This window comes from Leifsonia sp. EB34 (assembly GCF_041260585.1).
GTDB lineage: Bacteria > Actinomycetota > Actinomycetes > Actinomycetales > Microbacteriaceae > Leifsonia.
Window position 1 is genome coordinate 1,889,294 of record NZ_JBGCCV010000001.1, and the last position, 21,952, is coordinate 1,911,245.

Below are 21,952 nucleotides of genomic sequence, written 5' to 3' on the forward strand. Positions count from 1 at the left end.
ATCCTCCGACCCCGGGGTGCTCGGCGTTCGCGTCCGTGCGTGTGGCCAGGTCTTCGACGCCGCGTTTTCGACGCCGCTTTTTCGACGCCGCGTAGAGTGGGGGCATGAGTTCGCGCGGAGCCCGGGTCGTCCGCGGCTTCGCGGCCGCCGGCGTCGCGACGCTCGTCGCCGCGCTGTTCCATGTCGCGGGAGGCGGCGAGGCGCCGAGCGCCGTCGCGCTCACGCTCAGCCTGGTCTTCTCGTCGCTCGCGAGCATCGTCCTCGTCGGCCGGCGGGTCGCGCTCTGGCGGCTGACGCTCTCGGTGGCGGTCAGCCAGTTCCTCTTCCACGCGCTCTTCACGCTGAGCCCCTCCGCGAGCTTCAGCGGGATGCCGATGGGCGGCCACCTGCACGAGGGCATGCACCTGGTGCTGGTGCCGGGCGCAGCGGCAGGCTCCGGCGCCGTGGCGGCCGGCCCGACTTTCCTGGGCCCGACTTTCTTGGGCCCGACTTTCTTGGGCGAGGACGCCTGGATGTGGCTGGCCCACGCCGCCGCCTGCGCGCTGACCATCGCCGTGCTGCTGCACGGCGAGCGGACGCTGCTCGCCTTCGCCCGCTTCACGTTCTTCCGGCTGCGCCGGTTCGTCGACCGGGTCGCCGCGGTGGCGCCGGTGGCACCAGGCCGCGTCTCCACGCCGGCCGACACCGTCCCTGCGACGCTGCGCGGGGTGGAGGCGCTGATCGGCGCGCTGCGGCACCGGGGTCCGCCGCGGGCCGTCGTCCCGGCCGGCTGAGCGCTCTCGCTCGTCGCCGTCCGGGGAAGGCAGCCCACTTCCCTCCCCACCCGGCCGCGCCCCGCGGCCGAGAAATCGGACGTCCCTGATGAACAGCCCCTCCCCGCGCACGAACGCGCGTCGGCGTACCTCTCGCACGCGCACCTCCCGCACCCGCACCTCCCGCGCCCGCACGTGGGGCATCGCCGGCGCCGCCTCGGTCGCCGCGATCGCCTTCGCGCTCTCCGCCCCGCTCGCGGCAAGCGCCCACGTCACCGTCGGCCCGAACCAGGCCGCGTCGGGCAGCTACCCCACCCTCACCTTCACCGTCCCCACCGAGTCCGCGTCCGCCGGCACCGTCAAGCTGGAGGTCGACCTCCCGACCAGCACCCCGCTCGGCTCCGTGGTCTATCAGCCCATCGCCGGGTGGAGCACGCAGGTGGTCACCGAGAAGCTGGCCACACCGATCAAGACCGACGACGGCACGGTCACCGAGGCGCCGGTCAAGGTGATCTGGACGGCCGCGTCCGGTGTCCAGGTCGCGCCGGGCCAGTTCCAGCAGTTCGTGGTCTCGGCGGGCGCGATGCCCGACACTGGCCGCATTGTCCTCCCGGTCCACCAGTACTACTCGGACGGCACGGTCGTGAACTGGGACCAGAAGACGCCAGCGTCCGGTGCCGAGCCCGAGCATCCCGCGCCGACCGTCTACATCAACGACGCGCCCCCGGCCGCGGGCGGCTCCCCGTCGAGCGTGCTCGCCACGTCCGGGGCGACGTCGCCGTCGAGTGCTGCGGCGTCGCCCGGCGCGGCTGCGGTCGCGATCGGCCTCGGCATCGGCGGCCTCACCCTCGGCGCGATCGCGCTCGTCGTCGCGGTGTTCGCCGCGACGCGCCGGTCGCGCACGGTTACGAAGGAGCAGTGACATGACCCGAATGACGACACGCGTGCTCGCCGGGGCCGGCGGCATCCTGGTGACGATCGCGCTGGCGCTGGCGCCCTCCGTCGCCGCGAGCGCCCACGACTACCTGGTGGACACGTCGCCCGCGAGCGGCGCCACCCAGACCGAGCCCCTGAACCAGGTGAGGCTGACGTTCAACGACCGCGTGCTCGACCTGGGCGGCAAGGGGTCGTCGGCGATCCTCCGGGTCTCCACGGGAGGCCGGCACTACGAGACGGGCTGCCCGACCATCCTCGACGCCACGGTGACCGCTCCGGTCGCGCTCGGTGCCCCGGGTGCGTACACGGTGGACTGGCAGATCGTCTCAGCGGACGGCCACACGGTGTCCGGGTCGTACGGCTTCACGTACCAGCCGCCGGCCGGGACGACCGCCGCGCCCGGCAGCGCCACCCCCGGCTGCGCCACCGGCTCGGCCGTGGTCGCGACAGCCGGCGCCGCGCCCGCGCCGACCTCCACGGCGTCGACGTCCGTCCCCACGAAAGCCGCGGGCGACGACAACCTCGGCCTGGTCATCGGCATCGCGATCGGCATCGTCGTCCTGGCCCTGGCAGGGGTACTGATCTTGGTCCTGACCGCCCGCCGCAAGCGGCCCGCAACGGACGAGGCCGCCTCCACCACGACTGACCAGCACCGACGACTGACCAGCACCGACGACTGACCGACACCGACGACTGACCAGCACCGACGACTGACCAATACCGACGACTGACCAACGCCGAGGGGCACGAAAACGCCCTCGAATCGGGTTTCAGGGGCGTCTCCGTGCCCCTCGGCAGGTCAGGAGTGGGGGTGCTCGGCGCGGTCGTCGTCGTGGGTGCGCCTGCGCGTGCTGGGCGCGTCCAGCAGCGACAGCCAGAACAGCAGGGCAAGCAGCCCGAAGATCACCAGCGCCAGCGCCAGGTCGGTCCACTCGAACGGGATGAGCGTTCCGTCGATCGACATCACCAGCACGGTCTCCACGATCCCGAACGCGATGAAGAACACCGCGAGCAGCGTGCGGGTGAGCCGGATGCGCCCGCGCCGGTGCACCTCCACCCGCCGCAACTCGACCATGAGCGTCAGCAGCAGCAGCGGGAGGATCTGCGCGAGCGTCGCGGCGGTCTGGCCGTCGAGCAGCACCACTCGCGCGTCCAAGGGGTCGATCATGTGCGTCAGGGTAGTCGCATCGGAATACCCCTGGCCGAAACAAACTTGAGCCTATTAGACTCAACTTCGTCACAGGACGTCGAAAGGAAACCCGTATGGCGAACATGCAGGGCGCACCCTCCACCCAGGAGGACGCGAAGAGCGCGCTCGAACAGTACGGCATCAACCTCACCGAGATCGCCAAGAGCGGCAAACTCGACCCCGTCATCGGCCGGGACGCCGAGATCCGCCGGGTCAGCCAGGTGCTGACGCGGCGCACCAAGAACAACCCGGTGCTCATCGGCGAGCCGGGCGTCGGCAAGACGGCGGTCGTGGAGGGCCTGGCCCAGCGCATCGTCGCCGGCGACGTCGCAGACTCGCTCAAAGGCAAGCAGCTCGTGGCGCTCGACCTCTCCGCGCTCGTCGCGGGCGCGATGTACCGCGGCCAGTTCGAGGAGCGGCTGAAGGCCGTCCTCAAGGAGATCAACGACGCCGAGGGCGAGATCATCACCTTCGTCGACGAGCTGCACATCCTGATGGGCGCCGGCGGCGGGGAGGGCTCGGTCGCGGCCTCCAACATGCTCAAGCCCATGCTGGCCCGCGGCGAGCTGCGGCTGATCGGCGCTACCACGCTCAACGAGTACCGCGAGTTCATCGAGAAGGACGCGGCGCTCGAGCGGCGCTTCCAGCAGGTATACGTCGGCGAGCCCAGCGTGGAGGACACGGTCGCCATCCTGCGCGGGCTGAAGGGCCGCTACGAGGCGCACCACGGCGTCACCATCGAGGACTCCGCCCTGGTCGCCGCGGCCTCCCTCTCCAACCGCTACATCACCGCCCGCCAGCTCCCGGACAAGGCGATCGACCTGATCGACGAGGCCGCCAGCCGGCTCAAGATGGAGATCGACTCCGCGCCGGTCGAGATCGACACCCTGCAGCGCCAGGTCGAGCGCATGAAGCTGGAGGAGTTCGCGCTCAAGAAGGAGAAGGACGACGCGAGCAAGGACCGCCTCCAGCAGCTCCGGGAGCGCCTGCACGAGCAGGAGGCCACTCTCGAAGAGCTGCAGGAGCGCTGGCGTGCCGAGAAGGCTGCGCTTACCCGCGTGGGCGAGCTGCGCTCCCAGCTGGAGGAGGCCAAGACGCGCCGCGACCTCGCCCTGCGCGACGGCCGCTACCAGGAGGCCTCCCGCATCGAGTACGAGACCATCCCGAGCATCGAGCGCGAACTGGCGGAGGCCGAGCAGGCCGAGCACAGCCACCCGCGGATGGTGAACGAGCAGGTCACCGCCGATGACATCGCTGCGGTCGTGGCCGCGTGGACCGGCATCCCGGTCGACCGCCTCACCCAGGGCGAGACCGAGAAGCTGCTGCACCTGGAGCACGAGCTCGGCCGCCGGATCATCGGCCAGAAGAAAGCCGTGCAGGCGGTCGCCGACGCGGTGCGCCGCACCCGCGCGGGCATCTCCGATCCGGGGCGGCCGACCGGCTCGTTCCTGTTCCTCGGCCCGACCGGTGTCGGCAAGACCGAGCTGGCCAAGGCCCTGGCGGCGTTCCTGTTCGACGACGAGAAGGCGATGGTGCGCATCGACATGAGCGAGTACGGGGAGAAGTTCTCCGTCTCGCGGCTCGTCGGTGCCCCTCCCGGCTATGTCGGTTACGAGCAGGGCGGCCAGCTCACGGAGGCCGTGCGCCGCCGTCCGTACTCGGTGATCCTGCTGGACGAGGTCGAGAAGGCGCACCCCGAGGTGTTCGACGTGCTGCTGCAGGTGCTGGACGACGGCCGCCTCACCGACGGCCAGGGCCGCACCGTCGACTTCCGCAACGCGATCCTGATCCTGACCTCCAACCTGGGCAGTCAGTACCTGGTCGACCCGACGCTGAACGAGACCGAGCGCGAGGAGGCCGTGCTGCAGATGGTGCGGCAGGCGTTCAAGCCGGAGTTCGTCAACCGCCTGGACGACATCGTGGTGTTCTCCACGCTGACCCAGGAGGAGCTCGGCGAGATCGTGGAGCTCAACATCGACCGCCTGATGCGGCGGCTGGAGGAGCGCCGGCTGGAGTTGGCGGTCACCCCGGACGCCCGGCGCTGGCTGGCCGAGCGCGGCTACGACCCGATCTACGGCGCGCGGCCGCTGCGCCGGCTGATGCAGCGGGAGATCGAGGACCGGCTGGCCACCGAGCTGCTCGCGGGCGAGATCCGCGACGGCGACACGGTGCGGGTCGACCTCGACCCGTCCGGCGAGCGGCTGACGGTCGCGCCGGTCCGCGAGGAGCAGGCCTAGGATCCCGCGCCGGGGCCGGCCGTCAGCGGTCGGCCTCCGTCGCCATCAGCAGGTAGCCGAACTGCTCGGCGACGACCGCGAAGCCGTGCCGCTCGTACAGCCGCTGCGCCGCGCGGTTCTGCTCCCACACCGTGACGGTGAGCCGGCCGTGCGCGGCGAGCAGGCCGGCGAGCACCGTGGAGGCGATGCCGCGGCGGCGGCGCTCGGCGATCACGGCGAGCTCGACGAGGTGGGTGCGGCCGTCCTCGTGCTGCAGGGTGACGGTGCCGGCCGGCTCCCCGCCCTCCAGGACGATGCAGACCTCGGCGTCGGGATAGCGGTCGCGGCGATCGGCCGAGTGCGCGCGGTAGCGGAGGCCGAGCGCGGGGTCGCCGGCGACGGCGTGCGCTTCCGGGAGGTCTCCCTCGCGGGCGTCCCGGAAGACGCGGCGGAGGAACGGCTCGTCGGCCGGGGTCGCCGGCCGCAGCGTCACCGCGCCCGGCCGGACGGTCAGCGGCTCGACGGCGCTCAGGCCGGACAGGCCTGGCGCGACCGTGCGCAGCGCCGTCACGGCACATTGCGACACGTCGAGCACGGGCCATCCTTCCTCTGCTCGACGCGGCGATTCCGGCGGAGCACGGATGCGAGCTTAGGGCATCCGCCGGGCCCTCCTCTGGCCCGCAGAGAGGGGGCATTCACCTCGCTGGCGTAGGCTCGAACCCATGCTTGCGACCCTCATCTACGGAGAGCGCGATGTGCGCCTCGAAGAAGTCCCCGACCCCGTCCTCTCCACCGGTGGCGACGCCATCGTGCGCGTCGTCGCGGCGTGCGTCTGCGGGTCCGACCTGTGGCCGTACCGCGGCGTCACCCCGATCGACTCCCCGCGCCGTATCGGCCACGAGTTCGTCGGCGTCGTGGAGGAGGTCGGCCCGGACGTGAGCACGATCGCCGTCGGCGACTTCGTGATCGCCCCGTTCTACGACTGCGACATGACCTGCGAGAACTGCAAGAACGGTGTCAGCACCTCCTGCCTGCACGGCGGCTGGTGGGGCTCCGAAGACCGGCTCGGCGGCTTCGCCGACGGCGGCCAGGGCCAGAAGGTGCGCGTCCCGCACGCCGACGGCTCGCTCGTCGCGACGCCCGAGTACCCGCGCGAGGAGCTCATCCCGAGCCTCCTCACGCTCTCGGACGTGATGGGCACCGGCCACCACGCCGCCGTCTCGGCCAGCGTCACCGAGGGCAGCACGGTCGTCGTCGTCGGCGACGGCGCGGTCGGCTTGTGCGCCGTGCTCGCGTCCAAGCGGCTCGGCGCATCCCGCATCGTCGCCATGTCCCGGCACGAGTCGCGCCAGGCGCTCGCCCGGGAGTTCGGAGCGACCGACATCGTCGCGGAACGCGGCGACGCCGGCATCGCGGCCGTCAAGGAGCTGTTCGGCGGCATCGGCCCGGACTGCGTCCTGGAGGCCGTCGGCACCCAGGAGTCGATGGACCAGGCGATCCGCTCCGCGCGCCCCGGCGGAATGGTCGGCTACGTCGGCGTGCCGAACGGCGGCGCCGAGCTCCCCATCCGCACGCTGTTCGGCACGAACGTCGGCGTCAACGGCGGCGTCGCCCCGGTGCGCAACTACGTGGAGGAGCTGCTGCAGGACGTCTGGTCGGGCGCGATCGAGCCAGGCAAGGTCTTCGACCTGGAGGTGCCCCTGACCGACATCGCCGAGGCGTACGCCGCGATGGACGAGCGCCGCGCGATCAAGTCGCTGGTTCGTCCGTAGCTCTCTGAACGAAGAAGGGCACGTCGCGATTCGCGACGTGCCCTTCTCCGTGTGTTGCGGGGGTTTCCGGGTTACGGGGGTTTCCGGGTTTGCGGGGCGGGGGGTGCGTCAGGAGTTGACGAGCACGACCTCGTCGAGGGCGTTGCGGGTGCGCGGGGCGAGCTCGCGCTCGCGCAGCGGCTCGGGCAGCGCGTCCACGTCGCCGAGCATGCCGACGGCGGTCACCGAGACCGGCACGAAGCGCTCCTCGATGTCGAACGCCGCGCGGATCCCCGCCGGGTCGAAGCCGCCCATCTGGTGGGTGTGCAGGCCGTCGTGGTGGGCCTGGACGCTGAAGTGCGCGACCGCCTGGCCGACGTCGTAGGTCGCCCAGCGGCGCTCGGCGCCCTCGGCGTCGACGACCTCGGCGAGGGCGACGACGAGCGCGCCGGCCGCGCCGGCCCACGCCTGGTTGAAGCCCATCAGGTTGGCGACGATAGCGTCGAACGCCTCGCTGCCGCGCCGCGCGACGATGAAGCGCCACGGCTGCGAGTTGTTGGCGGACGGCGACCAGCGCGCGGCCTCCAGGGCGGCGGTCAGCTTGGCCTCATCGATCACGGCCTCGGTGTCGAAGGCGCGCGGGCTCCAGCGCTCGGCGAGCGCGGGCAGCAGCTGGTAGGACGTGTCGGCGGTGCGGGTGACGGTGTCGGTCAGCGACATGGGGTGTGACTCCTCGACGGTGGGAACAGGGGGATGACGAGGCTCCATTGCCCGGTGCTCTCCATGTGAACACATGGACCTGGGAAGGTATTCCAGGGTTTGGTGACGTGTCTCCGATTCGGGGTCGACTACAGCCAATCCTTGCGCTTGAACGTCAGATACAACCCCCCGCACCCGACCACCATGAGCAGCGTCGACATCCACAGCCCGCCCATCGTGTTGAACCCCGGGTAGGGCAGGTTCTGACCGTAGAACCCGGTGACCGCCGCCGGGACCGCGATGATCGCCGCCCAGCTCGTCACCTTCTTCATGATGACGTTGAGCCGGTTGCCCTCCATCGCGATCTGCGTGTCGGACAGTGCCGTCACCAGGTCGCGCAGCGAGTCCGCCCACTCCACATGGTGCACGCCGCGGTCGTACAGACCCTGGAACAGCGGGAACAGCCCCGGGCTGACGCAGTCCGCCTCGCGGCGCAGCAGGGCGTCGACCGCGTCGCGCAGCGGGAGCAGGCAGCGGCGCAGGCGGGAGGCCGACTTGCGGAGCTGGTACACGCGGTTCTGGATCACGGCCGGCTTCGCGCCGGGGGCGAGCAGGATGTCCTCGATGTCGTCCAGCTCGTCGTCCAGGGCATTCAGGGCGGCGCCGGCCTCGCCGAGCAGTTGGTCCAGCACGATCCACAGCAGCCAGCCGACGCCCTGGTCGCGGTGCCGCTTCTCGGTGGCGAGGCGCGCCCGCAGCGGCTCGAAGTCGAAGTCGCCGTCGTGGTCGAGGATCAGCAGCCGCGGCAGCACGTAGATGTGGAGGTCGGCGACGACGAGCTGGAAGGTCGGCTCCTCGAGCTGCACCCGGTGGGTGGAGAGGCGCACGTGCTCGCCCGCGACCATGGGCATGTGCCCGGCGGAGGCCGACACCGGCGGGTGGATGAGGTCGGGCGCGCCGAGGCGGTCGGCGAGCTCGGCGAGCTGCAGCCGGTCGGGGTCCTCGATCTCGAGGTAGCCGAACGCGGGCGAGGTCTGCAACTCGTCCATGAGCTCGGCGAGCGACCCGACGTCCGTGCGCTCGTCCCCGTCGAAGAGCGTCCCCCGGAGCCGGAGCGACTCCTGCTGAACCTGTTGCGACACGCGACCTCCTCGTTGGCTGACCCTCCAACCTACGACCTCCCCGCTGAGTCGTCACCGGTCGACGGTGATGGAGTTCTCAGGAAGCGGGCACAGGGGCGCCCCAATTCTGGTGGCACTTCCCTGGTGTTGGGCGGTCAGGGCGCCAAATCGCGGTACTGCGGCAGCGACCCGTCCAGCACCGGCACGTACAGCGTCTCCGTCATCGTGCTGGTCTGGAACGTCACCGGCGCCAGCGCGCCCGGCTTCGCGTCGAGGCCGTCGAAGGTCACCTTCTGGCCGCTGGGGGTGCCGAGTTGCAGGGACTTGGAGGCCTTCACCGTCACCGTCTCGGAGCCTGCCGACGTCACGATGCGCACCTCCTCGTCCGACGTGCCCTGGTTGACCAGGGTCGCGACGAGGCTCGCAGGGGACGATGCCTGGGCGGTGAGCAGCACCGCGTTGCCGATGAAGATCGGGCCGACGTCGCCGTTCACGCCGTCCGCGGTCTCCTGGATGTACTTGGTCTCCTGCGGGGCCAGCAGGTCGCAGCCGGTCAGGAGGCCCAAGACGGCCACCCCGACGAGGGCGGCGGCGACGCGGCGACGCGTCCGCGCGTGCGTCGCGCCGCGTCGTGCGGTGCGGGGTGCGAAGCCGGCGTCTGCGCTCACGGCGTCAGCATAGCCCCGGCCCGGAGGCCCGCAGTAGCTCCAATCGGACCGCGGACGGCCCCGCGGTCAGCGCAGCCCGAGCCGCTTGAGCGTGTGCTTCTCGCTCTCGCCGTTGTCGGTCTCCACCTCGTCCACCGCGATCGGGATGTTCGGCCCGATCGCCAGCCACACGAAGCCGTCGCGGTGCACCAGCGGCACCAGGTCGGTGGTGCCGTCGCGCAGCAGGGTCCGCACCCGCTTCAGGAGGGCGTAGCCCTCCGACGGCAGCGTGACGTAGGTCTTCCTGCGGTAGTGCACGACGTGCGCCACGGTCTTGGCCTTGAGGCCGGCGATCTCCGCTGCGGGGAACGGCTCGGCGCCGGCGGCGGGCGCGTCCTTCGTGTCGGTCATGGCACGCACGGTACGCCTCCGCGGCCGCTCGCGGCAGCGGATACAGTCGACGGATGCGCCCACCCGAGCCCGCCGACCTCGACCGTCTGGCCGACCGCGGCTGGCCGGCGCTGGAGCGCGAGGACCTGGACGGCTGGACGCTCCGGGCCGCGGGTGGAGTCACCAGCCGGGCGAACTCGGTGCTGACCTGCGGCGAGGTGCCGGAGGTGGAGGCCGCGGTCGAGCACGCCGAGCGCTGGTTCCGGGAGCGCGGGCTGCCGGCGGTGTTCCAGGTGAGCCCGGCGTCGCCGTCGGCGCTGGTGGCCGCACTCGCGAGCCGCGGCTACCGTGAGCACTCCCGCACCGACATCCTGGTGGCCGACCGGGCGGAGGTGGTGGCAGCGGGGGCCACGCCCTCCATCGCCGTTGCCGATACCCCGTCCGCCGGCTGGCTCGACACCTGGTGGGCCGTGGACGGGCGTGGCGGCGACCCCGAGCGCGCCATCGTCGCCCGCATCCTGGAGGCCACCCCCGCGCTGTACGCCTGGGCGGGCGACGCAGCGGCCCCGGACGCGGTCGCGCGCCTCGCCCTCGCGGGCGACTGGGCCGGCCTCTACGCCGTCGCCACCCTCCCGGCCGCCCGTCGCCGCGGCCTGGCCCGCGCGCTCGCCGTGGCCCTCGCGGACGCGGCGGGCGACCACGGTGTCCGGCACCTGTGGCTCCAGGTGCTCGCGGACAACGCGGCCGCCCACGCGCTCTACTCCGGGCTGGGCTTCCGTCCGGCGTCGCACTACGCGTACTGGACGGCCCCCGCCGCCTGAGGCGCCCCTACCGCGGCGTCCCTACCGCTCCGTTCCTACCGCTCCGGCCCTCCCGCCAGCGCGCTGACGTGCACGTAGTCGAAGCTGCTCGTGTACCCGGCGCCGCCGAGCGAGATCAGCCCGATGCGGGGATGCGCTCCCAGGTCGGCCGTCCAGGAGTCGCCGCGGTCCCAGTGGGCGCCGTCGACGCTGGTGTACGCCGTGTAGGTGTCGGTCCCCTGCTGGACGCGGTGCACGATGCGCAAGTACGTCCAGTCGGCGACGGGCCCGACGACGCCGTTCCCGTAGCTCGGGTAGCCCGCCGGTACCGGCGAGACGTGCTTGCCGAACTCGGTCTGGCGGGTGTCCCAGATGCTGTTGGACGTGAGCCGCACGTAGTTGCCGTCGTCGCCGTAGACGATGAGGCCGCCCTGCACGTAGTTGTGGACGCTGGCGTCGTTCGGGGTGTTCACCGACACCTTCGTCTCCACCACGTAGTCGCCGGACGGCGCCGATTCGGTGAGCACCGACGCGAGTGGGGTGGCGGGCGGCTGGAGGTCGGCCGCCTGGGTCTGCCAGGTCAGCGTGCCGCCCTTCACCGCGTACGTGGACGGGTCGGGCTGGCGCACCCAGCTCCAGTTCGTGCCGAGCGCGGCGCCGTCGAACTCGGTCGAGCGCGACGGGTCGGGACGGCCGGGGCGCGGGTCCGGGGCGTGCTCCGGCCGGTAGGCGGTGCGCTGGCCGGGCTGCGCGGCCGGAGCGGGCATGACGGAGTCGGACGGCCCTGCTCCGGCCTGCACCGACGGCCAGCCGCCCTGCCAGTCGAGCGGGTCGATCAGCACCGGGCGCTTGGTGTAGCCGACGGCGCCCGCGTAGTACGGGTCGTTCTTGTCGACCGCGTGGTAGACCATCCAGTCCTGGCCGCCGAAGTCGGTGATGACGTAGGTGTGCCCGGCGCCGACCCAGCGGTTGCCGTTCTGCGCGAGCACAGGGGTGCCGCCCACGCGGTTGGCGAGGATGGGCACGCCGTCGCGGTCGACGAACGGCCCGAGCGGGCTGCGCGACCGCGCGGCGAAGACGCTGTAGCCGGTCAGCGGGCCGGCGCAGCAGTTCGTCGCCGAGCCGAGGAAATAGAACCAGCCGTCGTGCTGCACGATGTTCGTGCCCTCGTACCGGTTGTCGATCGCGATCGGCGTCTCGGTGGAGGCGACGGAGGTCAGGCCGTCGGCGCTGAGCTTCCGGGCGGACACGCCACCGAAGTAGCTGCCGAAGTAGACATAGCTGGCGCCCCCAGTGGTGATGACCTCCGGGTCGAACTCCCAGCGACGCGCGTTCGGGTCGGACGGATGCGGCTGCGGGGCGACGACCGGGCTGCCGGTGTCGGTCCATGGCCCGGTCGGGCTGCTGCTGGTCGCGACGCCGACCGCCGAGCCGCCGCCGGGCAGCGCCGAGTCGGAGGCCGCGTAGTAGAGGTAGTAGCGGCCGTTCCGGAAGACGACGTCCGGCGCCCACATCGAGCCGTTCGCGCCGAGCCACGACGGCTTCTGCGCGAAGGCGTCGCCCGCGTAGGTCCAGTGGGTGAGGTCGGTGGAGCGGTACATCGGGACGTTGTGCATGACCAGCGAGCCGTCCGCGTTCTTCTCGGTCGCGGTGAGCGCGTCGGTGGTGCAGTACAGGTACCAGTGCGTGTCGCCGTTCGTGGCGCCGTGGATGACCGACGGATCGGCGCAGCTCGCCGCCGTCTCGCCCGAGGGGAGGCGCAGCGTCATCGGGTTCTGGTAGGTCGCGGGCGTCGTGCGATGTGCGGGGGCCGAGACCCCGGGGGAGCCTCCCGGCGACGCTCCCGGCTCCGCGGCCGAAGCGGGGGCGAACGGCAGCAGTGCCACGGTGGCGGCGATCGCGAGTGCGACTGTCGTGGTGCGCATGAAGACTCCTTCGTCTGGATGGATGGTGCTTCGGTGCGTTCCTCGCGGCTGCGGCGTCTGCGTCGGCGGCTCGCCGGGAGGTCAGTCCTCCCGGCCGGTCACCGCCCGGCGGATGCGGGCGAGCGGGACCTTCGGCCGCCGGTCCTCGAACACGAGACCGTTGGTCTCCTGGCCGGTGTCGGCGAGCTGGGTGTAGCAGAAGCCGGCGAGGCCGTCGCTGGCGCGCACAGCGTCGAACAGCGCGTCGAGCCGGTCGGCGAACTGGTCCGCGGTCGCGGCGGACGAGTAGCCCCAGGCGTCCTCGCTCGGCCGATCGATGTACGAGATGCCGCCGAACTCGGTGAGCATGATCGGGACGTCCAGCCGCTGGGCGCCGTCCACCACGAGCCGGCGGCCCGGGAAGGTGTGCGACGAGCTCAGGATGTGCTCGCGCGAGCGGTACCGCTCGCGCACGGCGTCCGGGTCGGCGTCATAGTCGTGGATGCTCAGGATGTCCGACTCCACGTGCTCCCAGCCGTCGTTGGAGACGACGGGTCGGGTCGGGTCGAGCGTCTTGGTCGTGTGCACGAGCGCCTTGGCGTAGGCGACCATCCGCTGGTCGTGGGCGAGGTGCTGCACGCCCCAGCTCTCGTTGAGCGGCACCCAGGTCACGATCGACGGGTGCGACCGGTCGCGGTCGAGGATGGCGATCCACTCCGCGATGGTCCGCTCGACGGCGTCGGCGTCGAACGCGTAGGCCGCGGGCGCCTCCGCCCAGATCAGCAGGCCGAGCCGGTCGGCCCAGTACAGGAAGCGCGGGTCCTCGTACTTCTGGTGCAGGCGGGCGGCGTTGAAGCCCAGCTCGAGGATCAGCTCGGCCTCCCGGCGCAGCCCCTCCGAGTCGGGAGCGGCCGAGTGCGACTGCGGCCAGTAGCCCTGGTTGAGCACCGAGCGCAGGTACACCGGCCGGTCGTTGAGGAGGTACCGGCCGTCCTCGACCGCGATGGAGCGCAGCCCGAGGTAGGAGTGCACCAGGTCCGGCGTCGCGCCGCCCGCCGTCACCGCGATGGTGGCGTCGATCAGCGTCGGGCGCTGCGGCGACCACAGCATTTCCTCGTAGGCCTGGCCGTTGTGCTGCCGGGCGACCGGCACGACCAGTTCGGCGCGGGTGCCGGAGACGGCCGCCTCCACCGACGCCAGCGACTGCTCGCCGTGCGTCAGCTCCAGCCGCACGCGCGACCCGGCGGGCAGGCGCTGCGAGAAGCGCAGGTCGGCGGTCACGATGCCGCGGTGGATGTCGCTGCTCCAGTGCACCTGGTCGACGCGGAAGGCGGGGACGCCCTCCAGCCAGACCGGCTGCCAGATGCCGGTGGTCCGGTGGTACCAGATGGAGTGCGGGCGCTCGCGCCAGTCCTGCTTGCCGCGCGGCTGGGAGACGTCGAACGGGTCGTCCTCCGCGCGGACGGTGATCGTCAGGTGGTCGCCCTCGATCAGGTCGGTGATGTCGAACGTGAACGGGGTCTGGCCGCCCTCGTGCCGCCCGGCCAGCCGGCCGTCGATCCAGACTTCGCTCCGGTAGTCGACGGCGCCGAAGTGCAGGAGGGTGCGCTCGCCGTCCGGCAACTCGTCCACCGCGATGCGTCGCGCGTACCAGACGACCGGGTGGAAGCCGGTGTCGCCGACGCCCGACGCGGGCGACTCGGCCGGGTAGGGCACCTCGATGCGCCCGGGCAGCTCGCCGCGGCGCTCCCAGTGCTCGGCGTGGCCGCGGTCGTCGTCGTCGAAGGCGAAGGTCCAGGCGCCGCCGAGGTCGAGCCAGGTGGGGCGGATGAGCTGCGGGCGCGGGTGGCTGCCGTCCTGGACGCTGGCGCGCAGCGCGGGTCCGGACGAGCGGTGGCGGGTGGGGATCGAGTCGAGCACGCCCCAAGCATGCCGCAAGTATCCAGCGCTGTAAAGTCAGAAAACCGCTGGCGCGCTTTCCCGCGTCACGAGCGTGTAGGGCACGAGTTCGTGCCGCCCCATGCCCTCGTACCCGGCCACCCGCTCCAGCAGCATGTCCAGCGCGCGGGAGGCCAGCGCGGGCAGGTCGGGGGAGATGGAGGTCAGCGACGGGTAGGTGACCTCGGTCATCGGGATGTCGTCCCAGCCGGTGACCACGACGTCCTCCGGGATCCGCACGCCGCGCTCGTGCAGGGCGCGCAGCGCGCCGATCGCGGCCAGGTCGTCGCGGCAGACCAGCCCGTCGAAGCGCAGGCCGGCGTCGAGCGCCGCGCCGACGGCGGTGACCGCGCTGGACGCGCTGATCGCCTCGGTCGAGATCAGCAGGCCGGGGTCCGGGGTGATCCCGGCCTCCTCGAGCGCCTGCTGGTAGCCGGCGATGCGCAGCGTGGAGGTGCGGGTCAGGCCCCCGGCCTCGTGGCCCACGAAGCCGATCCGCCGCCGGCCGTGCGCGATCACGTGCGCCGTCGCCGTCCGCGCGGCGGCGACGTTGTCCACCATGAGCTGGTCGACCGTCAGCGGCGCCGCGTTCTCGCCCAGCACCACGAGCGGGATGTCCGCCCGGTTCTGCGCCAGCTCGGTCGAGTTCATGACGCTCGGCTGGAAGATCATCCCGTCGACCAGGCCCGACTCGCTGGCAGAGACCACCGCGCGCTCGCCGTCGAGCGTGCCCTCGGTCTGCTCTAGCAGGACGCGATAGCCGCGCTCCTCCGCCGCGTCGGCGATGACCCGGGCGAGCTCGGCGAAGTAGGGGATGCGCACGTCGGCGAACGCCAGCGCGAGCAGTCCGGTGCGCCCGGTCGCCAGGCGGCGGCCCATGACGTTCGGCCGGTAGCCGAGCTCGTCGATGGCCTTCTGGACGCGCTCGCGCATCTTCGCGCTGACGTGCGGATAGTCGCGCACGACGTTGGAGACGGTCTTCATCGAGACGCCCGCGTACTCCGCGACATCCTGCAAGCGAACGGCCATGTCGGCTCCTGTCTGCGTGGCACTGGTGAGCACGAGTGTACCGTCGGAGGAAATCCGCGACCGCTTGACAGTGAATATCCAGCGCTGTAAAGATGCAGGGACACCATCGGCCCCTCCCCGGACGGACCGCCGCAGCTCAGCGGGCGTTGGGGAGCACTCAAGGGAGAGATCACATGAACAAGCGATTCGCGGTGCGCGCGGTCGCAGCCGCCGTCACAGTGGGGCTCGGCCTCGCACTGACGGCGTGCGGGAGCAACTCGGGCTCCGGCGGCTCCGAGGTCTCCTCGGGCGACTACACCGGCCCCAAGGTGACCATCAGCTTCTGGAACGGCTGGACCGGAGGCGCCGCCCCCGTCCTCGTGCCGAAGCTGATCGACAAGTTCAACTCCGAGCACAAGAACATCGTCGTCAAGGACGTCCCGATGCAGTGGTCGGACATCGCGCAGAAGATGCCGCTCGCGGTCAAGGCCGGCAAGGGCCCGGACGTCGCAGTCGGCCACGGCGACGACATCGCCACCTACGCGGCTCAGGGCCTCGTGCTGAAGGCCGACTCGATCGTCAAGTCGCTCGGCTACTCGGCGGGCGACTTCCCCGCGGGCCTGATGGACGCGGGCAAGTACAACGGCGCCCAGTACGCCGTGCCGTGGAGCGTGACGCCGCTCGGCCTCTACGTCAACAAGGACGTCCTCCAGAAGGCCGGCGTCGACCCCAGCTCGATCCCCGCCGACAAGACCTCCTACGAGGCGGCGCTCGCCAAGCTCAAGACGGCGGGCGTGCAGGGCGAGTGGGTGGACGGCTACGTCTTCACCGGCACCTTCGAGTTCGAGAGCCTGCTCTGGCAGTACGGCGGCGACCTCTTCGACAAGCCGGTGACCAAGGCGACCTTCAACTCCGACGCCGGGGTCAAGGCCCTGACCTGGATGACCGACCTCATCAAGAACGGCTACAGCCCGGCGAACGTCGCCCAGGACGGCAACATCAACGCCCTCATCGCCGGCAAGACCGGGTTCAACTGGAACGGTGTCTGGCAGACCACCAACACCGCGTTCGGCAAGCTGAACTGGCAGGCCGTCGCCGTGCCGCAGATCGGCGACAAGAAGGCGGTCTGGTCCAGCTCCACCCACTGGATGTTCATGAACAACAAGGGGCAGGACAAGAACAAGACCGCGGCGGCAGCGACCTTCGTCAAGTGGATGAACGACAACTCCGCCGACTGGCCCAAGACCGGTGAGCTGCCCGCCAAGAACTCGGTGCGCGACGACCCGGCGCTGGTGAAGAACTACCCGAACCTGAAGCCGTTCCTCGACGAGCTGCCCTACGCGCACTACGAGTCGACGGCGCCCGGCATCACCAGCGTGGAGGCCACCATCACCACCGCGGTGAACGAGGCGATCACCGGCAAGAAGAGCCCGCAGCAGGCGCTCGACGACGCCGTCGCCAAGGCGAACGCGCTGATCAAGCAGAACAAAGACACCTATGGCAACTGACACCGACTCGCTGGTGGCGCCCCGGGACACCGGGGCGCCCCGCCCGCGCGGTTCGGCACGGTCCGCCCGGCCGACCCGGTCCGCACGCGCTGCGGCCGGGCAGCCGGGCGGCCGCCGTCGCACGGGCGTCGCCTACCTCTTCCTGGCGCCGTTCCTGGTGCTGTTCCTGGTGTTCGTGCTGGCGCCGGCCGTCTTCGGCCTGTGGATCAGCCTCACCAACTGGAGCCCGTTCCGTGCGACCCAGTCGTTCGTCGGGCTCAAGAACTACCTCGAGCTGTTCACGCCGGGCAGCGCGACCTCCGGAGACTTCTGGCAGTCCATGCTGGCCACCGGCATCTTCACCGTCGCAAGCGTGCCGTTCCTGCTGCTCGTTCCGCTGCTGGTCGCCGTGCTGCTGAACCAGCGCATCCGCGCCGGCTCGTTCTTCCGCGCGATCTTCTTCGCCCCGTACGTGCTGGGCGTCGCCGTCATCGGCGTGATCTGGAAGTACCTCCTCGACACCCAGTCGGGCATCGTCAACCATGTGCTGGGGATGATCGGCCTGCCCGACAACCTGCCCTGGACCGTCGACGTCCCGTGGGCCTGGATCAGCCTGGTCGGCGTCACCGTCTGGTGGACGATGGGCTTCAATACCGTCATCATCCTGGCCGGGCTCAAGGGCATCAGCGCCGACCTCTACGAGGCCGCGGCGCTCGACGGCGCCGGCGCGTTCCGGCAGTTCCTCAGCGTCACCCTGCCCGGGCTCCGGCAGGTGATGACCTTCGTAGTGACCATCACCATCCTCGCCAGCGCGAACATGTTCGGCCAGTCGTTCCTGCTCACCAAGGGCGGCCCGGGCAACCAGACCCGCACGGCGATCATGTACATCGCCGACCAGGGCCTGTCGCAGAACAACATGGCGGCCGCGTCGGCCATGAGCTACGTGCTGTTCGCATTCCTCGCCATCATCAGCATCGTCAACTTCCGCCTACAGCGGGAGCGTGCAGAGAAGAGCGCCTCATGACGACCGTCACCTCCCGGCCCGGGCAGCCCGACGCGGACACGCCGGAGCAGCCGCGGCGCATCCGCTCGCGACGCAAGCAGACCCCGCGGCAGGCGCTCCGCAAGAGCGTGCTCTACGCGGTGCTGATCGTGCTCGCGCTCATCGTCGTCCTGCCGCTGGCGTGGATACTGCTGACCTCGTTCAAGACGGACGGCGACGCCATCCGCAACCCGTACTCGGCGCTGCCGAACCCGTTCTCGTTCGACGCCTACACGACGATCGCGAACGGTCAGCAGCCGGTGTTCCGCTGGTTCCTCAACAGCCTGGCGGCGGCGGCGCTGCAGTCGGTGCTCATCCTGGTCACCGCCTCCCTGGCCGCGTACGCGCTCGCCCGGCTGGAGTTCGTGGGCAAGCGGATCGTCTTCGGGCTGATCGTGGCGACGCTGCTGGTGCCGCCGGTCATCTTCCTCATCCCGAACTACCTCATCGTGCAGAACCTCGGTTGGCTCGACTCCATCTGGGCCATCACCATCCCGGGGGCGGCGAGCGCGTTCGGCGTGTTCTTCCTGCGACAGTTCTTCGTCGGGCTGCCCGCAGAGATCGAGGAGGCCGCGCGGATCGACGGTGCGGGCGACCTGCGGATCTTCCTGCAGATCGTGATCCCGCTGGCGCGGCCGGCGCTGGCGACGCTCGCGGTGCTGAGCTTCCTCGCCAACTGGAACGACTTCCTCTGGCCGGTGTACGTGCTGCTCAGCCCGGAGAACCTGACACTGCAGCCCGGGCTGTCGCAGCTCCAGGGCGCCTACTCGACGCACTTCGCCATCGTGATGGCCGGAGCGGTCGTGGCGTCGGTCCCGGTGCTCATCCTGTTCTTCTTCGCGCAGAAGCAGATCGTGGAGAGCGTCGCGACCAGCGGGGTCAAGGGGTGATCCACCGGCCGGTCCGAGTGGTGGCGGGCACGGCGCTCGCCGGCGTGCTCGCTCTCGGGGCGCTGGCGGGATGCTCGGCGGACGCCGCGGCTCCCAGTCCGACGCCGACGACCGCCGCGTTCCAGCTCGACCGCGACTTCCCGGATCCCGGCGCCCTCGTGGTCGGCGACCGCGTGTACGCGTACGCGACGAACGCGCCGGGCGTGAACGTGCAGCTCGCGACGAGCACGGACCTGCGGCACTGGACGCTGAGCGGGTCCGACGCCCTGCCGGAGCTGCCGTCCTGGGCGACGCCCGGCAAGACCTGGGCCCCCGGCCCGGCGGCGCTGCCGGGCGGGCGCTTCGCCCTGTACTTCACCGCGACGGACACGGCCAGCGGACGGCAGTGCGTCGGCGCCGCGTTCGCCACCGACCCCGCGGGGCCGTTCTCTTCGCCGTCCGCCACCCCGCTGGTCTGCCCGGTGGACGAGGGTGGCGCGATCGACGCGAGCGTGTTCACCGAGGACGACGGCACGCGCTACCTGGTGTGGAAGAACGACGGCAACTGCTGCGGGCTGGACACCTGGATCCACCTCCAGCAGCTCTCCGCCGACGGCATGGCGCTGGTCGGGGCCGAGACCCGGCTCATCAAACAGACCGAGCCGTGGGAGGGGCACCTCGTCGAGGCGCCGGTGATCGTGAAGCACGCCGGGTCGTTCGTGCTGCTCTATTCGGCGAACGACTACGGCGGCAGCTCCTACGCGACGGGTGCGGCCACCGCCTCGAGCCTCCTCGGCCCGTACGCGAAGCACGACGGTCCGATCCTGTCGACGACGGGCAGCGGCGGACGCTACCTCGGCCCGGGCGGCGCCGACCTGGTGACCTTCCGTGGGCGGGACTGGATGCTGTTCCACTCCTGGGACGACGCGACCGTCTACCGCGGCCTCCACGCCGTCCCGGTGACCTGGCGGGCCGGTGTTCCGGTCCCCGCGACCTGACGACGCCTGCGGTTCGGCCGGTACGACGGGCGTTAACGAACGATGCCGGGCAGTGTAGAGACTAGGGTTACTCCACACGGCCCGGCATACGTTTCGGGGTTATCAATGGAGGATTATTCGGGTTCCTCCGTCGACTCTTAGAGACTACCAAACGTGTCAGTCAAATGGAGGACATTCGTGTACCCCGGTCTGACCCCAGTTTGAGGGGGCCCGCGATCAGGCCGCCAGCTCGGCGACCAGGGCAGCGACGAAGTCGTCGATGTCCTGCTCGGTGGTGTCGAACGAGCACATCCAGCGCACCTCGTGGCGGGCGGCGTCCCAGTCGTAGAACCGGAAGTGCTGCCGCAGCCGGTCCGCGACGCCGGCCGGGAGGGTCGCGAAGACGCCGTTCGCCTCGGTGGCCTGGCTGAAGCCGACGCCCTGGATGCTGCCGTCCGCGATCCCGGCCTCCAGCGCGCCGCGGAGCCGCGAGGCCATCGCGTTGGCGTGCGAGGCCGAGCGCAGGTAGAGATCGTCGTGCAGCAGCGCGATGAGCTGCGCCGAGATGAACCGCATCTTGGAGGCGAGCTGCATGTTGAGCTTGCGCAGGTAGAGCAGGCCCTCGGAGGCGGCCGGGTTGAGGACCACGACGGCCTCGCCGTAGAGCATCCCGTTCTTGGTGCCGCCGAAGCTGAGCACGTCGACGCCGGCGTCGGTGGTGAACTCCTTCAGCGGCACGCCGAGGGTGGCGGCGGCGTTGGAGATGCGGGCGCCGTCCAGGTGCAGCTTCATGCCGCGCGCGTGCACGTGGTCGGCGATCGCGCGGATCTCCTCGACGCTGTACGCGGTGCCGAGCTCGGTGGTCTGGGTGATGGAGACCGCGAGCGGCTGCGCGCGGTGCTCGTCGCCCCAGCCCCAGGCCTCCCGGTCGATCAGCTCGGGGGTGAGCTTGCCGTCCGGCGTCTCGACCGTGAGCAGCTTGAGGCCGCCGACCTTCTCGGGGGCGCCGGCCTCGTCGGTGTTGATGTGCGCGGTCTTGGCGCAGATCACCGCACCCCAGCGCGGCACCATCGACTGCAGGCCGACCACGTTGGCGCCGGTGCCGTTGAACACCGGGAACACCTGCACGCCCTCGCCGAAGTGCTGCGCGAACACCTCGTGCAGGCGCTCGGTGTAAACGTCCTCGCCGTAGGAGATCTGGTGCCCGTTGTTGGCGGCGGCGATCGCGTCGAGGATCTCCGGGTGCACGCCCGCGTAGTTGTCCGACGCGAAGCCGCGCAGGTTGAGGTCATGGAGTTGAAGCGTCACTGTTCCATCCTAGGTTCGCTGAGGAAGCGGCCCCGATTCGGCACGAATGCACGTTATGGCGCCGCGAAAGTGGACATTCGGCACGAATGTCAGAGGGCGAGGGGGAGGCGCGCGCCGTTGATCGACGCGGCGTCGGCGTCCCAGAGGCGCACGACCTCCTCGCCCAGCCGCTCTTCGAGCCCGGCGAGGGTCTTCACCACGAACACGGCGGCCGCCGACTGCGGGGCCTCCTTGCCGAACCCCTGCGCGACGGCACGCGTCCACGCGTCGGCCGCCGCCTTCGCCGCGGCGTAGTTCGCGCCGCCGGCGTACGGCTTGTCGACCGCAGTGGAGGACACGACGCCCAGCCGCCCGGCGGGGGAGGCGAGGAGGTCGTCGTAGAAGACGCGCGTGGTGTTCCGCAGGGTCTGGAAGCCGCGGTCCAGGAAGTCCCAGTCCGCGTCGCTCTGCCCCGCGATGCCGCCACCGCCGCGCCAGCCGCCGACCAGGTGCACCAGGCCGTCGATCCGGCCGAACTTGAGGTGGATGCGCATCGCCAGCTCGGCCACCGCGTCGCGGTCGGCGAGGTCGCAGACCCGGGTGTCGACGCCGGGCACGGCCTCGGCCAGTGCGTCCAACGCCTCCGGCCGGGTGCCGACGGCGAGCACGGTCGCGGCCGCCGCGGTGAGCGCACGCGCCACCGCCTCGCCGGACGCGCTGGTCGCGCCGGCGATCAGCACGAGGCGTCCGGCCACTCCGGTCGCCGGCGCCGGCGCGGTCCCTTCGGGTGAGAACCGCGCCGACGTCGAACCTTCCTGATCCGTCACGCCTCGTCCGTCGTTCCGGTGATGCCGGAGGTGGACTCGATGACGGTGGCCATCTTCTTGTTCAGCGCTTCGTAGAACATCGAGAGGGGGAACTCGTCGTCCAGGACCGCGT

22 protein-coding genes are annotated in these 21,952 nt (G+C 71.1%); 10 read left to right on the forward strand and 12 right to left on the reverse strand.

The window, feature by feature from the left end:
* Window positions 1–104: 104 nt before the first annotated feature.
* The 3 genes from ABIA36_RS09270 (at window position 105) to ABIA36_RS09280 (ending at window position 2,368) form a co-directional block, all read left to right on the forward strand.
* Entirely contained in the window at window positions 105–773 is a 669-nt protein-coding gene (locus tag ABIA36_RS09270) for a hypothetical protein (protein ID WP_369962020.1), read from the forward strand.
* A gap of 88 nt (window positions 774–861) precedes the next feature.
* Window positions 862–1,674, forward strand: a complete 813-nt coding sequence (locus tag ABIA36_RS09275; protein ID WP_369962021.1) for a YcnI family protein — start codon at window positions 862–864, stop codon at window positions 1,672–1,674.
* A 1-nt stretch (window position 1,675) separates the two neighbouring features.
* A complete protein-coding gene (locus ABIA36_RS09280) occupies window positions 1,676–2,368 on the forward strand; it encodes a copper resistance protein CopC (RefSeq protein WP_369962022.1) in 693 nt (230 codons plus the stop codon).
* Window positions 2,369–2,487: 119 nt separating this feature from the next.
* Here the strand turns inward: ABIA36_RS09280 and ABIA36_RS09285 are convergent, their stop codons facing one another.
* Window positions 2,488–2,856 (reverse strand): hypothetical protein, encoded by a 369-nt coding sequence (locus tag ABIA36_RS09285; RefSeq protein WP_369962023.1) that lies wholly within the window; start codon window positions 2,854–2,856, stop codon window positions 2,488–2,490.
* Window positions 2,857–2,951: 95 nt separating this feature from the next.
* Between ABIA36_RS09285 and ABIA36_RS09290 the strand changes: the two genes are divergently transcribed.
* Window positions 2,952–5,114 (forward strand): ATP-dependent Clp protease ATP-binding subunit, encoded by a 2,163-nt coding sequence (locus ABIA36_RS09290; protein ID WP_369962024.1) that lies wholly within the window; start codon window positions 2,952–2,954, stop codon window positions 5,112–5,114.
* Window positions 5,115–5,136: 22 nt separating this feature from the next.
* On the opposite strand, the gene ABIA36_RS09295 is transcribed toward ABIA36_RS09290, so the two are convergent.
* Window positions 5,137–5,688, reverse strand: a complete 552-nt coding sequence (locus ABIA36_RS09295; protein ID WP_369962025.1) for a GNAT family N-acetyltransferase — start codon at window positions 5,686–5,688, stop codon at window positions 5,137–5,139.
* A gap of 127 nt (window positions 5,689–5,815) precedes the next feature.
* On the opposite strand from ABIA36_RS09295, the gene ABIA36_RS09300 reads away from it, so the two are divergent.
* Entirely contained in the window at window positions 5,816–6,865 is a 1,050-nt protein-coding gene (locus tag ABIA36_RS09300; RefSeq protein WP_369962026.1) for a zinc-dependent alcohol dehydrogenase family protein, read from the forward strand.
* A 108-nt stretch (window positions 6,866–6,973) separates the two neighbouring features.
* Here ABIA36_RS09300 and ABIA36_RS09305 read toward each other — a convergent pair whose 3' ends face one another.
* The 4 genes from ABIA36_RS09305 to ABIA36_RS09320 form a co-directional block, all read right to left on the reverse strand.
* Entirely contained in the window at window positions 6,974–7,564 is a 591-nt protein-coding gene (locus ABIA36_RS09305) for a nitroreductase family protein (RefSeq protein WP_369962027.1), read from the reverse strand.
* 128 nt (window positions 7,565–7,692) lie between these two features.
* Complete coding sequence (locus ABIA36_RS09310; RefSeq protein ID WP_369962028.1) at window positions 7,693–8,685, reverse strand: CorA family divalent cation transporter; 993 nt, start codon at window positions 8,683–8,685, stop codon at window positions 7,693–7,695.
* A 134-nt stretch (window positions 8,686–8,819) separates the two neighbouring features.
* The gene (locus ABIA36_RS09315) at window positions 8,820–9,332 is read right to left on the reverse strand and encodes a hypothetical protein (RefSeq protein WP_369962029.1); all 513 of its coding nucleotides are present in this window, start codon (window positions 9,330–9,332) and stop codon (window positions 8,820–8,822) included.
* Window positions 9,333–9,398: 66 nt separating this feature from the next.
* Entirely contained in the window at window positions 9,399–9,722 is a 324-nt protein-coding gene (locus ABIA36_RS09320; protein ID WP_369962030.1) for a hypothetical protein, read from the reverse strand.
* 53 nt (window positions 9,723–9,775) lie between these two features.
* Between ABIA36_RS09320 and ABIA36_RS09325 the strand changes: the two genes are divergently transcribed.
* Window positions 9,776–10,522: a GNAT family N-acetyltransferase gene (locus ABIA36_RS09325; RefSeq protein ID WP_369962031.1), complete on the forward strand. Its 747-nt coding sequence runs from the start codon at window positions 9,776–9,778 to the stop codon at window positions 10,520–10,522.
* A gap of 35 nt (window positions 10,523–10,557) precedes the next feature.
* On the opposite strand, the gene ABIA36_RS09330 is transcribed toward ABIA36_RS09325, so the two are convergent.
* The 3 genes from ABIA36_RS09330 to ABIA36_RS09340 form a co-directional block, all read right to left on the reverse strand.
* Window positions 10,558–12,426: a family 43 glycosylhydrolase gene (locus ABIA36_RS09330; RefSeq protein ID WP_369962032.1), complete on the reverse strand. Its 1,869-nt coding sequence runs from the start codon at window positions 12,424–12,426 to the stop codon at window positions 10,558–10,560.
* 81 nt (window positions 12,427–12,507) lie between these two features.
* The gene (locus ABIA36_RS09335; protein ID WP_369962033.1) at window positions 12,508–14,325 is read right to left on the reverse strand and encodes a glycoside hydrolase family 2 protein; all 1,818 of its coding nucleotides are present in this window, start codon (window positions 14,323–14,325) and stop codon (window positions 12,508–12,510) included.
* 36 nt (window positions 14,326–14,361) lie between these two features.
* A complete protein-coding gene (locus tag ABIA36_RS09340) occupies window positions 14,362–15,372 on the reverse strand; it encodes a LacI family DNA-binding transcriptional regulator (protein WP_369962034.1) in 1,011 nt (336 codons plus the stop codon).
* A gap of 173 nt (window positions 15,373–15,545) precedes the next feature.
* Between ABIA36_RS09340 and ABIA36_RS09345 the strand changes: the two genes are divergently transcribed.
* The 4 genes from ABIA36_RS09345 to ABIA36_RS09360 are packed head-to-tail and all read left to right on the forward strand — an operon-like array spanning window position 15,546 to window position 19,747.
* Window positions 15,546–16,859, forward strand: a complete 1,314-nt coding sequence (locus ABIA36_RS09345; RefSeq protein WP_369962035.1) for an ABC transporter substrate-binding protein — start codon at window positions 15,546–15,548, stop codon at window positions 16,857–16,859.
* The gene (locus ABIA36_RS09350; RefSeq protein WP_369962036.1) at window positions 16,849–17,862 is read left to right on the forward strand and encodes a carbohydrate ABC transporter permease; all 1,014 of its coding nucleotides are present in this window, start codon (window positions 16,849–16,851) and stop codon (window positions 17,860–17,862) included. The genes ABIA36_RS09345 and ABIA36_RS09350 overlap by 11 nt, the downstream gene beginning before the upstream one ends.
* The gene (locus tag ABIA36_RS09355; RefSeq protein WP_369962037.1) at window positions 17,859–18,770 is read left to right on the forward strand and encodes a carbohydrate ABC transporter permease; all 912 of its coding nucleotides are present in this window, start codon (window positions 17,859–17,861) and stop codon (window positions 18,768–18,770) included. The genes ABIA36_RS09350 and ABIA36_RS09355 overlap by 4 nt, the downstream gene beginning before the upstream one ends.
* Window positions 18,767–19,747, forward strand: a complete 981-nt coding sequence (locus tag ABIA36_RS09360; protein WP_369962038.1) for a glycoside hydrolase family 43 protein — start codon at window positions 18,767–18,769, stop codon at window positions 19,745–19,747. The genes ABIA36_RS09355 and ABIA36_RS09360 overlap by 4 nt, the downstream gene beginning before the upstream one ends.
* A gap of 216 nt (window positions 19,748–19,963) precedes the next feature.
* Here ABIA36_RS09360 and ABIA36_RS09365 read toward each other — a convergent pair whose 3' ends face one another.
* The 3 genes from ABIA36_RS09365 to ABIA36_RS09375 all read right to left on the reverse strand — a co-directional run.
* Entirely contained in the window at window positions 19,964–21,034 is a 1,071-nt protein-coding gene (locus tag ABIA36_RS09365) for a low specificity L-threonine aldolase (RefSeq protein WP_369962039.1), read from the reverse strand.
* 89 nt (window positions 21,035–21,123) lie between these two features.
* Window positions 21,124–21,768 carry an SDR family NAD(P)-dependent oxidoreductase gene (locus ABIA36_RS09370; protein WP_369962102.1) on the reverse strand — a complete coding sequence of 215 codons (645 nt, stop codon included), beginning with the start codon at window positions 21,766–21,768 and terminating at the stop codon, window positions 21,124–21,126.
* Window positions 21,769–21,836: 68 nt separating this feature from the next.
* The coding region (locus ABIA36_RS09375) for a DUF6421 family protein (RefSeq protein ID WP_369962103.1) at window positions 21,837–21,952 on the reverse strand (116 nt) is incomplete at its 5' end.